The sequence below is a fragment of the Saccharopolyspora sp. NPDC002578 genome, from assembly GCF_053592695.1.
This window is the reverse complement of the sequence record NZ_JBSFWJ010000114.1, coordinates 1-12,623: the sequence shown is the minus strand read 5'-3', so window position 1 is coordinate 12,623 and position 12,623 is coordinate 1. Positions and strand designations below refer to the sequence as shown.

10 protein-coding genes and 2 pseudogenes are annotated in these 12,623 nt (G+C 73.3%); 7 read left to right on the top strand and 5 right to left on the bottom strand.

Annotation, left to right across the window (positions count from 1 at the left end; all coding sequences use genetic code 11):
* On the bottom strand, positions 1-236 hold a 236-nt coding region (locus ACWD38_RS28945; RefSeq protein ID WP_450125332.1), incomplete at its 3' end, for a hypothetical protein.
* 9 nt (positions 237-245) lie between these two features.
* Complete coding sequence (locus ACWD38_RS28940) at positions 246-689, bottom strand: MaoC family dehydratase (RefSeq protein ID WP_450125331.1); 444 nt, start codon at positions 687-689, stop codon at positions 246-248.
* 220 nt (positions 690-909) lie between these two features.
* On the opposite strand from ACWD38_RS28940, the gene ACWD38_RS28935 reads away from it, so the two are divergent.
* Both ACWD38_RS28935 and ACWD38_RS28930 read left to right on the top strand, forming a co-directional pair.
* Positions 910-2,415: a glycohydrolase toxin TNT-related protein gene (locus ACWD38_RS28935; protein ID WP_184482402.1), complete on the top strand. Its 1,506-nt coding sequence runs from the start codon at positions 910-912 to the stop codon at positions 2,413-2,415.
* Positions 2,412-2,663, top strand: a pseudogene (locus ACWD38_RS28930) (hypothetical protein); the annotation flags it as partial. The gene ACWD38_RS28935 and the pseudogene ACWD38_RS28930, both read left to right, overlap by 4 nt.
* A gap of 143 nt (positions 2,664-2,806) precedes the next feature.
* Here the strand turns inward: ACWD38_RS28930 and hisN are convergent.
* On the bottom strand, positions 2,807-3,583 hold the full coding sequence (gene hisN / locus ACWD38_RS28925; RefSeq protein WP_184482399.1) for a histidinol-phosphatase: 777 nt from the start codon (positions 3,581-3,583) through the stop codon (positions 2,807-2,809).
* A gap of 142 nt (positions 3,584-3,725) precedes the next feature.
* Between hisN and ACWD38_RS28920 the strand changes: the two genes are divergently transcribed.
* Both ACWD38_RS28920 and ACWD38_RS28915 read left to right on the top strand, forming a co-directional pair.
* On the top strand, positions 3,726-4,400 hold the full coding sequence (locus ACWD38_RS28920) for a response regulator (RefSeq protein ID WP_184482396.1): 675 nt from the start codon (positions 3,726-3,728) through the stop codon (positions 4,398-4,400).
* Positions 4,401-4,409: 9 nt separating this feature from the next.
* Positions 4,410-5,684, top strand: a complete 1,275-nt coding sequence (locus ACWD38_RS28915; RefSeq protein WP_184482393.1) for a HAMP domain-containing histidine kinase — start codon at positions 4,410-4,412, stop codon at positions 5,682-5,684.
* A 125-nt stretch (positions 5,685-5,809) separates the two neighbouring features.
* Here ACWD38_RS28915 and ACWD38_RS28910 read toward each other — a convergent pair.
* Together ACWD38_RS28910 and ACWD38_RS28905 are read right to left on the bottom strand one after the other, a co-directional pair.
* Positions 5,810-6,283 (bottom strand): annotated as a pseudogene (locus ACWD38_RS28910) (GtrA family protein); the annotation flags it as partial.
* A 250-nt stretch (positions 6,284-6,533) separates the two neighbouring features.
* Positions 6,534-8,816, bottom strand: a complete 2,283-nt coding sequence (locus ACWD38_RS28905) for a sigma-70 family RNA polymerase sigma factor (protein ID WP_450125330.1) — start codon at positions 8,814-8,816, stop codon at positions 6,534-6,536.
* A 362-nt stretch (positions 8,817-9,178) separates the two neighbouring features.
* Here ACWD38_RS28905 and ACWD38_RS28900 point away from each other — a divergent pair, with 362 nt between their 5' ends.
* The 3 genes from ACWD38_RS28900 to purE all read left to right on the top strand — a co-directional run bounded on the left by ACWD38_RS28900 (position 9,179) and on the right by purE (position 12,483).
* Positions 9,179-9,979: a hypothetical protein gene (locus tag ACWD38_RS28900; protein ID WP_246457089.1), complete on the top strand. Its 801-nt coding sequence runs from the start codon at positions 9,179-9,181 to the stop codon at positions 9,977-9,979.
* Between the two features lie 296 nt (positions 9,980-10,275).
* Entirely contained in the window at positions 10,276-11,460 is a 1,185-nt protein-coding gene (locus ACWD38_RS28895; RefSeq protein ID WP_184482390.1) for a 5-(carboxyamino)imidazole ribonucleotide synthase, read from the top strand.
* A 501-nt stretch (positions 11,461-11,961) separates the two neighbouring features.
* Positions 11,962-12,483, top strand: a complete 522-nt coding sequence (gene purE, locus ACWD38_RS28890) for a 5-(carboxyamino)imidazole ribonucleotide mutase (RefSeq protein ID WP_184482387.1) — start codon at positions 11,962-11,964, stop codon at positions 12,481-12,483.
* Positions 12,484-12,623 lie beyond the last annotated feature (140 nt).

The window sequence follows — 12,623 nt, the reverse complement described above, 5'->3', positions numbered from 1 at the left end:
GAGGGAAAAAGCTGTCCTCGCGAGAGACCGACTGAGAACCCGCGGGTGGTCACCTTGCTTGCGTGGGCTATTCGCTGCGCGAATACGGGCACGGCTTCGCCGCGAGGCAGGCTGGCTTCGCCGCCCACGGCACGGCCTTCGGCCGCGAGGCAGGCTGGCTTCGCCGCCCACGGCACGGCCTTCGGCCGCGAGGCAGACTTCGCTTCGCTCGTCCACTGCACGGCTTCGCCGCCCAAGGCGCGGGCTTACGCGCGGGTGCCGAACATTCCGAGGAACGTGAAGCGCATGACGCGTTCTTCGCCGCGGTCGGCTGTTCCGGTGATCTCCACCAGGCCCAGGCCGGGTTTGCTCTTCGACAGCCGTGCGCTGTTGACGGTCATGCCGAACCGCAGTTCGTCGTCGGGGAACACGGGAGCGGACCAGGTCAGCTCGTTGCCGCCGGGTGATCCTTGCGAGGTGGAGTCGGCCAGCACGTGGTCGACGTAGGCCCGCATCCACAGCGAGGACGTGTACCAGCCGGAGGCGCACAGGCCGCCGAGCACGGAGCGCTTGCCCGCTTCTTCGTCCAAGTGGAACGGCTGCGGGTCGAAGCGCCGGGCGAACTCCACCATCTCGTCCCGGTCGATCCGCACCGTGCCCAGGTCGAAGACCCGGCCGGGCGTGAGGTCGTCGTACGCGATCGCCACCATGCCCCGGATCATCGCAGCCCCGGCTGCGCCGGGTGGCGGACGGTGCCGTGGTCCGGCTCGGGGCGGAGTGGATCGACGTGGAACCATCTACGCGCGGCGTGCGTCCCACGGGTTGCCCGGTCCCACGTGCTCGGCGCGGCACGTGCGGGCGCGCTCCGGCGGTGCTCGACCGAAGCGGTGCCCAGCGGCGCCGAAGGCGTGTGCGGAGAGGGGAGTGGCCGTGGTCAACGACGAGCCGGCAGGTCGTGCCGACGAGGACGTGGCGTCGGGCACGACCGGTGCGGACGTGGATTCGGCGCCGTCGCGGGGGATCGGCGGCGCGGACGGGTCGTGGCGCGGCGACGGCGAGCACACGGGTCCGGTGTCGGTGCAGGTGCGCGGTTCCGGCGCGCCGCACGCCGGGTGGGGGCCGGGGGACGTCGACCCGGCTTCGGTGACCGCACCGCATCCGGTGCGCCAGGCGTGGTCGTCGGCGGCGCAGAGCGGACCGGCGCAGGCGGGCGGGTTCGCCGGTGCGCCGGGACGGTCGCCGCGCGGAGCGGGCGGGCCAGTACCGCGGTCGGCACCGGCGCAGTCCGGACGGCCGCCCGGTCAGCAGGGCGGCGCTCCGCAGCAGGTTCCGCAGCGCGGTCCGGGGCACGCGGGCCCGGCGACGCCGAACCAGGCCGGTCGGCAGGGTCGCGCGGCGCACCCGAACCGGCCGGACCAGCCCGGTCGCCCGGGGCCGCAGGGCCAGGTGGCGCGGCCCGACCAGCGCGGGCCCGCGCCCGGTCCGGGTGGGCCGCGGCCCGGTCACCAGCACTTCGGGCAGCGGCCGGGCGGGCCCGCGGAGCAGCACGCCGACGTTCGCCCTCGCCAGGGGGACCGCAAGGAGACCGTGGCGTTCATGCTGCACCAGTTCCCGATCGGCTATCTCCCGGTCGCCGCGGCCAGCGCCAGCCGCGAGCTGCCGATTCCGGACGCGGCCGTGGATCCGCTGGCCGGACGCAGGTTCCCGCCCCGGGACCATCCCCGTGCGGACCTCGTCGATGATCGCGACGCCCTCGCCAGGGTGCGCTCCGGCGAGGTCCCGGTCCCCGAGGACGAACCGGTCGGAGCGGAGCGCCCCGGCGACTTCACCGCGGGCCACGATCCGCTGGCCGAGCTCGGCGAGCTCGAATGGGAACGCCGGTACACCGGCCCCGCCGGGCATCGCTGGCCCGCGTCGGAGTCGGTGCCGGAGGGCTGCGCGGAGCAGGCGGAGCCGATCGTGCTGGCTCCGGACACGGTGCTCGACGCGCTGGGTTCGGGCACCGGCCGGGTCGCGGCGCCGGACGGCACCGCGTTCACCCGGCGCAGCCTGCCGCCGGAGTACCTGGAGCTGCCGTACCGCCGGTACCGGGTGCTGCGGCCGCTGCCGGTGTGGCGGGCGGTGTCGGCGGCGTGGTTCGGCGGGGCCGGTGGCGGCGTGCGGTACCGGTTGACGCATTCGCTGGCGGAGCTGGTGGCGCTGGGCCACCTCGCGGAGCTGACGGCGGCGCGGCTCGCGGCGGAAGCGGGCACGTTGCGGCTCGACCGCGACGTCATCGACGCGGCGGACCGCGGCGAGGAGCCCGCGGCGCCGGATCGCGGCGAACCCGCGGCGGCGGAGCGCGGCGCACCGCCGGAGCGCCCGACCCGACCGATGTCGGACCGCGCCGCGCCGCGCGGGGACAGGCACGAGGCCACGGAGGAGATCGCGCAGTGAACACCGAATCGATGCTCGGCTGGCTGACGGCCATGGGCGTCCCGGCGGAGCTCGTGTCGCTCGGCACCGAGGCCGATCACACCTGGTGCCTGCTGCGCGAGGAGATCGACGGCGTGCCCGGCTGGGAGGTGTTCTGGCGCGAGCAGGGCAACCGCTACGACTGGGCGCGGTTCGGCAGCGAGCAGGTCGCCTGCTTCTACCTGTTCGGTCGCCTCACCTGGACCCAGGCGCTGCGCGGCGTCATCGGCCCGACCGATCCCGACCACTCCGCGACCCGGCCGCCCGCGGGCACCGCGCCCCGGGAACCGGCGACACCTCCGCACGGCACCCCGGCCCCCTGACTCCGGAGCGAGCCCGGCGGTGGCGCGCCACCGCCCGCAGCGCGAACCGGTCAGCGCCGCAGCAGTTCCAGCGCGGTGCCGTGCAGGTGGGTGTTGCTGCTCAGGGCCGAGCCGCCCTGGAAGCCGACCTGGCCGCTCAGGTCGGTGAACGTGCCGCCCGCTTCCTGCACGATGATCTGCACCGGGGCCACGTCCCACGGGTTCACGATCGCCTCGGCCGCGATGTCGATGGCGCCTTCGGCCACCAGGCAGTGCTGCCAGAAGTCGCCGAAGGCCCGGTTCTCCCAGCACGCGTCGACCAGCCGCAGGTAGGACTCGCGGGAGTGGTGCTCCACCCAGCTGCCCAGGTGCGTGGTGGAGGCGTAGGCGTCGGAGATCTCCCGCACGCCGGACACCGAGATCCGCTCGGCGGCCTCCCTCGTCCCGGTCCACGCGCCTCGCCCGGCGGCCGCCCACCAGCGCTTGCCCAGCGCGGGAGCGCTGATCACCCCGGCGGTCGGCGTCCCGTCCTGCACGAGCGCGATCAGGGTGGCCCAGGCGGGCACGCCGCGCAGGAAGTTCTTCGTGCCGTCGATCGGGTCGAGCACCCAGGTCCGCGCCGCGGAGATGTCCCCGCCGCGCTCCTCCCCGGCGACCCGGTCGTCGGGGCGCTGCTCGGCGAGCACCGCGCGCACGGCGTCCTCGACGGCGAGGTCGGCGTCGGTGACGGGCGTCCGGTCGGGTTTGCGGTCCACGGTGAGATCGCGGGCGCGGAACCGGTCCGAGGTGATCGCGTCAGCGGTGTCCGCGAGCCGCAGCGCCAGTTCCAGATCATCGACGTTGGTCACCCGCCGAACCCTACTGAGCCGCCGCGCCGCGCTCCGCTCGGCGGGTCGCCACGCCCGCTGCGGTGCGGTTACCAGACCGCGCGGGCACCACTAACCGCCTAGGAGCCCAACCTGATCATGACCGACCTCTAGGGTGGGGTGCGTGAGCGTAGTGCTGCTGGCCGAGGACGACCCAGCCATTGCTGTGCCGTTGTCGAGGGCATTGCAGCGGGAGGGCTATTCGGTGCAGGTCATCGAGGACGGCCCTTCGGCGCTGCAGGAGGCGTCCTCCGGCGGGATCGACCTGATGGTGCTCGACCTCGGCCTGCCGGAGATGGACGGGCTGGAGGTCTGCCGCAGGCTGCGCGCGCAGGGCCGGGGGCTGCCGGTGCTGATGCTGACCGCGCGCACCGACGAGGTCGACTTCGTCGTGGGGCTCGACGCGGGCGCCGACGACTACGTGGCGAAACCGTTCCGGCTGGCCGAGCTGATGGCCCGCATCCGGGCCCTGCTGCGCCGCGGGTCTCCGGAGACGCTGGAGGCCTCCGGGGTGCGGCTGGAGCTCACGGCGCGCCGGGTGCTCGTCGACGAGCAGGAGGTCGGCCTCGCGAACAAGGAGTTCGAGCTGCTGCGGGTGCTGATGCAGCACGCGGGCCAGGTCGTGACCCGCGAGGAGATCCTCGACGAGGTGTGGCCGGAAGCCAGCCGCAAGGGCAGCAAAACGCTGGACATGCACATCTCGTGGCTGCGCCGGAAGCTCGGCGACGGCAACGGGAGGGCCGACGAGCAGCGGATCGCCACCGTGCGCGGTGTCGGGTTCCGCTTCAACGCGGACTGACGGACCCCCGTGTACCGGCGGATCCTGATCGCGACGCTGCTGGCGGTGGCGGTGACGGCGGTCGTGCTGGGCCTGCCGCTGGGCGTGACCGCGCTGAAGCTGGTGGAGGACTTCACCCGCGCCGACCTGTCCACCCGTTCCCAGCAGATCGCGACCTCCCTCGACGAGCAGGTCGCCTCCCGGCATCCGATCGACGTGGAATCGGTGCTGCTGGCCGTGCCGCGGGACGCGCGGCTGATGGTGCGCACCAAGGACCACGAGTACGTCTACGGCTCCGATCCGGGCACGTCGCCGCTGACGGAGAGCGTGCCGATGGTGCAGAGCGGCACCGTCACGCTGTCCGCGCCGAGCGCACCGGTGCGGACCCAGCAGTTCCAGGTGGCCGGGCTGGTGCTGCTGCTCGTGGTGCTCTCCGCGGGCACCGGCATGGTCGTCGCGGGCCTGACGGCGCGGCGGCTGGCGGACCCGCTGCGGCACGTGGCGGCGCGCGCGGCGCGGCTCGGCGCGGGCGACTTCCGGGCGGACCCGAAGCGCCACGAGGTGCCGGAGCTGGACCGGGTGGCCGACGCGCTGGACGCGTCCGGGGCGGCGCTGTCGCAGCTGGTGCAGCGGGAGCGGGAACTCGTCGGCGACGTGTCGCACCAGCTGCGCAGCAGGCTCACCGCGTTGCAGCTGCGGCTGGAGGCGTTGGCGACCGCGCCCGATCCGGAGGTGTCCGAGGAGGCCGCGGCGGCGCTGGAGCAGGCGGAGCGGCTGTCCAACGTGCTCGACGACCTGCTGGCGGCGGCGACGGCCGCGCGGGCCAGGGACGCGGAACCGCTCGACGTGTCGGAGGCGTTGACGGAGGCCGCTGCCGAGTGGCGCGAGCCGCTGCGCTCGCAGGGCCGCGCGCTGCGCCAGCGGGTGCCGGAAGGGCTGCTGGCCAGGGCGACGCCGGGGCGGTTGCGCGAGGCCATCGGCGTGCTGCTGGACAACGCCGTGCGCCACGGCAAGGGAACGGTGACGCTCACCGCGCGCAACGGCGGCGGGACCGTCGTGGTGGAGGTCGGTGACGCCGGGCCGGGCGTGCCGGACCAGCTGGTGCCCTACGTGTTCGAGCGCGGTTTCTCCGCGGGCGGTTCCACCGGGGTCGGCCTGGCGTTGGCGCGGGCGCTGGTGGAGGCCGACGGCGGCCGGTTGGAGTTGAGCAAGGCCCGCCCCGCGCTGTTCGAGATCTTCTTGCCGGTGGCCAGGGCCGATGACGTGCTCGGCGTGCCGTGGAAGATCGAGTCCAGGCCCCGCTGAGCCTTCCGGTCGGACTCGGCGGCCGGTGCCGCGTCCCCGGCATCGGTGTTCGCCGACCCCTCCGCGCCGCCGGAACCGGTGCGGTCCCCGCCGGTCGGGTTCACGTCGTCCGGGTCCTCGTCGGCGGGGAACACCCACCTCCGGAACGCCCACCAGCGGAACACCATGCCCAGGATCAGGCCCACGACCTGCGCGGCCGTGAAGTCGGCGATCTCCTCGACGAACCTGCTCGTGTAGGGCGTCTGCAGGTGCAGCGCGTACCGGGAGAACCACAGCGGCGCGGCGTAGAGCGCCACCCCGATACCGCTGAACAGGAAGTACAGCGCGGCCTCGTGGTGGCGTTCGCGCCCGCCGCGGGTGCGGAACGACCACTCCCGGTTCAGCACGTACGACACGATCGTGGCCACCAGCACGGCGATGACCTTCGCGGTGACCGGTTTCGGCACCAGGATCGTCAGCTTCAGCGCGTAGAAGATCGCCGAGTCGATGAAGAACGTGCTCGCCCCGACGATCGCGAACTTGACCAGTTCGCGGTGCCGCACCGCACGATCCCGCAGCGGGCGCGGAACACGGGCCAGTACGGCTTCCACGACAGACATCTCCGCGATTTTAACCGGCGTCTGTTCTCGTGTTCGGTCTGCGTGGGGGGCGGGTGGCGGAACCTCAGCGTCCTTCTCGCTGCGGGATCTTTTTCCCTAGTGGCTCAGCCACGAGGGAAAAAGCCGTCCTCGCGAGAAGAACGCTGAGAACCCGCTGCGGTGCCGGTGGGCAGGGTGGTTGCTGCTCAGCGGCTTTGCCGCTGACAGGACAACGACGAAGAACGCTGCTCGCCGGGGGTGACTGCGGTGGTCAGCGTCCGGGGGCGCTGGGTAGGGGCCACCAGGTTTCGTGCCAGGGCGGCGGAGCGGGCGGGGTCGGGTGCAGCAGGGGGGCAAGCAGCGGTGGGGCCGGTTCGGAGGTGGGCGGTTCGGGGTCCTCGGCGGGCACCGATTCCTCCGGGGGCGCCGGTTCCGGTGGTTCCGAGGTGCCGGTGGGCTCCGGGGACTCGGGCGGTTCCGGCAAGTGCGGGTGATCGGGCCACGGCGGGATCCAGCAGTGCCACGACTCCGGCTCCGGCGGCCGCAACGGCCAGTCCGGCGGCAGCGGGCACTCCGGTGGCTTCGGCTTCCACGGGTACCAGAGGAGCGCGGTGAGCTCCGCGCTGTCGGCGGCGGTGCCGAGCCGCGCCCGCGCCGGGATGGTGACCTCGCGTTCCTCCCCGTTCGCCGAGCCGTTCGGCTCGACCGGCAGCGCCGTCAGCCACAGCCTGCCCCGGAACGACTCGCCCGGGTCGAGCTCCGCCGAGCAGCGCAGCTCGTCGCCGTCCGGCAGCAGCGCGCACTCCGGCGGAATCCCCAGCGCGTGCGCGCCGTCCGGCAGTTGCGCGACGGCCTCCGCGCGGCCCCGGGTGACGCCGGTGTTGCGCACGTCCAGCAGCAGGCGCAGCGGCGGGCCCTCCGGGACGTCCTCGCCCAGCAGCAGGTCGTGCACCGGGTGCGGCGTCGTCGACAGCGCCACGTCCACCCCGTCGCCGGAGCGCATCTGGACCTGGATCGCCGACAGCGGCAGGTCCAGGTCGGTGCCGGCCAGGACGCGGGCGCGGATCTGACCGCCCGTGGCGTCCGCGGCGGCCGTGGTGCGCAGGTCGAAGGTGAGGGCTTCGCCGGGGTTCAGGCCGCGTTCGGAGCTGCACTGCACCCCGCCCGTCCAGCTCTCGCAGCGCACCGGCGGCCCACCGGCGGCGGCCGCGGTCCGGGCGGAGGCGGGCGCGGTCCCGGCGGGACCGGCCTGCGTGCTGGTCACGCCGGGGATCTCCGAGCTGACGCCGGGGGGCAGCGTCAGCATCGCCGTGACCGGCTCGGATGGGCCGGTGCCGGAGTTGCGCACGGTGATGGGCAGGGCCGCCGGGTCGCCGCCGGGGACCAGCGTCAGCGGCTCGGTCGGGCCGTGCGCGTCGAGCTTCGGCGTCGGCACCGGAGCCGGAGCCGGTGGCGCGGGGCGCGGCGCGGGTGCCGGAACGGGCTCCGGCGCGGGCTGCTGCGGAGCGGGCGGCGACGGCGGGGCCGGCGGTGCGACCGCGGGCGGCGGTGGCGGCGGGGGAGCGGAGGCCACCGGCTGCATCGGAGCGGTGCCGGAGGTCAGCGCCAGCGCGACCGCGAGGCCCAGCGCGGTCGAGGCCGCGACGCCGGACACCGCCTGCCGCGGCACCGAACTCGCCGCGTTCGCCGCCGAACCGGCACCGGCCCCCGCGCCCGCGGTGGCCGCGGCGGCCGTCGTGCCGCCGCCGGACAGCAAGTAAGCGCTCGCCCCCGCGCCGATGACCAGTGGAGCGATCACCGCGCGCAGGCCGCCGTTGACGTCGGCGAGCTCCGCGGCCAGCCCGCGGCACCGGTCGCACCCGTCGAGGTGGTTGTCGACCTGCGCGGTCTCCCGCTTCGACAGGCCGCCGCGCGTCCACGCCCCCAGCCGGTCCGCCGCGGCGCGGCAGGAGGCCACGCCGGGCTCGTCGTCGTCCAGCGAGCTCAAGTGCACCTGCAGGTACGCCTGCCGCAGGCCTTCACGGGCCCGGTAGGCGAGCGCGGACACCCCGTTCGGCGTGAGCCCGAGCAGCGGGCCCACCTGGGAGGGCGTCTCGCCTTCGACCTCGATGTGCCACAGGACCGTCTTCCAGCGCTCCGGTAACCGCGCGAAGGCGCGCGCGGCCATCGACCGCTCCAGGCCGTCGAGCGCTGTGTCGGTGAACGGCACGCTCACCTCGGCACCGGAGACCTCGGTGACGTCCTCGGCCAGCTGCACCTTGCGTTCCCGCCGGGTGCGGTCGTAGGCGACGTGGCGCAGCGCCGTCAGCAGGTAGGCGCGGAACGCGGTGGTCGGGCCGCGTCCGCCGCGCAACGTGGACAGCACCTTCGCGAACGCCTCCGACACCAAGTCGTCGGCTTCGGCCTGCGATCTCGCGACCTGCCTGGCCATGTTGTGCGCGGAGGCGACGTGGCGTTCGTAGAGCGTCCCGTAGGCCTCCGTCGAACCGTGCCGGACGGCTTCGATCAGCTCGCCGTCGCTGGGACCCTGCGCTTCGGCCGGGGCTGTGGCCACGCCGCACCTTCCTTTGTGTGGTCCCTGTCCGGGTTGCCATCGTTCGGGGTCGTCGGTCGCTGTTCGGTTCCGCGGGCCAGGAGAACCCGGTGCGCAGTCCCTGGTCGGGACGCGCACTCCGGCCGGGGCGGGGTCTCGGCGGGCCGTGGCGCGACCGCGCGGTCCGGCGACCGGCCCTGTCCGGACACCGCCGATCGGAGCAGATCGGCTTTATCGAACCATTCGCGCCACCGGCCGTCGATCCGCCAACGTGATGCGAATCAGCGCCCCGACCATTGTGATCGACGCCTCCGAGCGCCGTGCACCCAGTGTTCCGTCATGACCGAAGGCGCAGGTCGTCTCCCCGGTGAAAGGGGGTCAGGATGAGCAATTGGATTCAGGGCTGCAACGGGGTCGATCGGGCGTTGCGGATGCGTTGGCGCACGGCGAGCCTCGCCGCGGGCTGGCCGTTCCCGAGCGACTGGGGCGTGCGGGCGGTGGACGCGGTGTGCCGGGCCGTGGCGCTGGGCGAGGACTTGACCGAGCCGCTGGGCAGGCTCGGAGCGGCGCGCGCGGAGGCCGGTGTCGGGCTGTCCGAGGCGCTGCTGGACGTGGCCGCGCTGCACGCGGTGAGCATCGACGAGGGCACGGACGGCCTGGTCTCGCCCGATCATGACGCGGTGCCCGCCTGGCTGCTGCGCCCGCTGGCGCTCGGCTGGGCCGACGTGCAGGCCGAGTACACCGTGGGGCGCGAGGTGCAGGACCCGCTGACGGGCCTGACCACGGCGTCCTACCTGCGCACCCGGTTGCACGAGGTGTACCGGGGAGCGTTCGCGGCGGGCAGGCCCGTCGACACCGACCACGTGCTGATCACGGTGTCGCTGGACATCTCCGCGGACACGGGCGGCTATCCGCTGATGATGGCGATGGTGCTGGCCGCGGACGTGCTCCGGGAGGTGTTCGACTCGGGCGAGACCGTGTCGCTGCTGCGCTCCGACACGGCCGCGGTCCTGGCCCCCCGCGAGCCGTGCCTGCACACCCGCTGCGACCGGATCCGGCAGCTGGTGCACCGCCGCATAGCCGCCGACCCGGCCCTACACCCGGTCGGCCCCGTCCGAGTCCGCCAAGAACCGCTCCCCACGGACCACGCCACGGCCTGCGCCATGCTCGGAACCCTGGACTGACCAACCCCACGCCCGAAGGCCGTGCCTTTGCGGCCGAAGGCCGTGCCGTTGCTGCGAAGCAAGCCTGCCTTGCGGCCGAAGGCCGTGCCTGTATTCGCGAAGCGAATAGCCCACGTCGAGAAGCCGCTCACCCGCGGGTTCTCAGCTTCCTTCTCGCGAGGACGGCTTTTTCCCTCGTGGCGGAGCCACTTGGGAAAAAACTGCCACACCGGCCAGGGGCGCAGCGAGAAGGAAGCTGAGGTTCCGCCACCCGACCCCCAAAGCAAAACGACCAGCTCAGGTAGGCTCCCCGACTCGTGGACCATCGCACTCGTACTCCTGTCGTCGGCATGATCGGTGGTGGGCAGCTCGCGCGGATGACCCACCAGGCCGCCATCCCCCTGGGCCAGTCCTTGAAGGTGCTGGCCGTCAACCCCGAGGACCCGGCGGCGCTGGTCGCGCCGGACGTGCAGCTCGGTGCGCACACCGACCTGGACGCGCTGCGCACGTTCGCGCAGGGCTGCGACGCCGTCACCTTCGACCACGAGCACGTGCCCGGGGAGCACCTGCGCGAGCTCGTCGCCGCCGGAGTCGCCGTGCACCCCGGTCCGGACGCGCTGCTGCACGCGCAGGACAAGCTGGTGATGCGCCGCAAGCTCACCGAACTGGGCCTGCCGGTGCCGCCGTTCGCCGAGATCACCGAGGTCGCGCAGGTGCTGGAGTTCGGCGCCGAGCACGGCTGGCCGTGCGTGCTCAAAACCGCCCGCGGCGGCTACGACGGACGCGGCGTGTGGACGTTGAACACCCCGCAGAGCGCGGAGCGCGTCGTCGGCGAACTCCTGGAAAGCGGCGCTCCGCTGCTGGTCGAGCAGCGGGTGCCGCTGCGCAGGGAACTTGCTGCGCTGGTGGCGCGCTCTCCGTTCGGGCAAGGCGCGGCGTGGCCGCTGGTGGAGACCGTGCAGTCGGACGGGATCTGCGTGCAGGTCCTCGCGCCCGCCCCCGACGCGTCCGAGGCGCTGCGCAACGAAGCCCAGGACATGGCGCTGCACATCGCCGACGCGCTCGGCGTCGTCGGAGTGCTCGCCGTGGAGCTGTTCGAGACCGACGACGGGCTCGTGATCAACGAGCTGGCGATGCGCCCGCACAACTCGGGGCACTTCAGCATCGAAGGCGCCCGGACCTCGCAGTTCGAGCAGCACCTGCGCGCGGTGCTGGACTACCCGCTGGGCAGCACGGAGCTGACCGCTCCGGCCGTGGTCATGGCGAACGTGCTGGGCGCCCCGACGGAACCGAAGATGGGTGTGGACGAGCGGATGCACCACCTGTTCGCGCGGTTCCCGCACGCGAAGGTCCACCTGTACGGCAAGGCCGAACGCCCCGGCCGCAAGGTCGGGCACGTGACCGTCCTCGGCGACGAGATGGCCTCGACCCGCCGCGAAGCGGACCTCGCAGCCCACTTCCTATCCCACGGAGAATGGGCAGACGGTCATCTCGTGCATTGATCGGGCTCGTTCTGCTTGGGTGGTCATTTAGCGGAACCTCAGTGAGCCTCTCGCTGCGGATTCTTTTTCCCTAGTGGCTCCGCCACGAGGGAAAACGCCGTCCTCGCGAGAGGCTCACTGAGAACCCGCCGGTGGTCGGCTTTTGGACGTGGGCTATGTGCTTCGCACATACAGGCACGGCTACGCCGCAAGGCAGGCTTGCTTCGCCGCCCAAAGCACGGCTTCGCCGCGAGGCACGGCTTCGCCGCGAGGCAGGCGTGGCTTCGCTCGCCCTGCTGCACGGCTTCGCAGCCCTAGGCACGGCTTTGTCGCTAGGCGGGCTTTGGCGTCCTGCTGTGGCGGGGGTTCGGGTCGGTGGGCCGGGGGGCGGGGTGAGTCGGGGCTGCTGGTGAGATGGGTGGGGCGGCCGCGCGGGTGCGGTGACGTGACGAGATCAACGGGGGAGCGGGGCGGCCGGGTGCGGCTCGGGCTCCGCTTGCCGGGGTGGGAAAGGAACCGGAGATGACGCAGCAGCGGCCACTGGTCGGCGTGATCATGGGCAGCGACTCGGACTGGCCGGTGATGCAGGCGGCGGGGCAGGCCCTCGCGGAGTTCGACGTGCCCTTCGAAGCCGGTGTGTACTCGGCGCACCGCACGCCGCAGCGGATGCTGGACTACGCCCGCGACGCCGCCGACCGCGGCCTGCGCGTGATCATCGCCGGGGCGGGCGGAGCCGCGCACCTGCCGGGGATGGTCGCCTCCGCGACCGTGCTGCCGGTGATCGGAGTGCCGGTGCCGCTCAAGCACCTCGACGGGATGGACTCGCTGCTGTCGATCGTGCAGATGCCCGCCGGCGTGCCCGTCGCGACCGTCTCGGTCGGCGGGGCGCGCAACGCGGGGCTGCTCGCGATCCGCACGCTCGCCGCGGACTCGGGTGAGCTGGGCGTCCGGCTGCGCGCCGCGATGGCGACCTTCCAAGCCGACCTCGAAACGATGGTCCACGACAAGCACGCGGCCCTCCAAGACCGCGTCGGCGAATCCTGATCGCCTGCCTGCCTTCGGTTCCTGACCTCAGTAGTGGGTCGGATGGCGGAACCTCAGCGGCTTCCTCGCTGCGGGATCTTTTTTCCAAGTGGCTCCGCCACGAGGAAAAAAGCTGTCCTCGCGAGGAAGCCGCTGAGAAC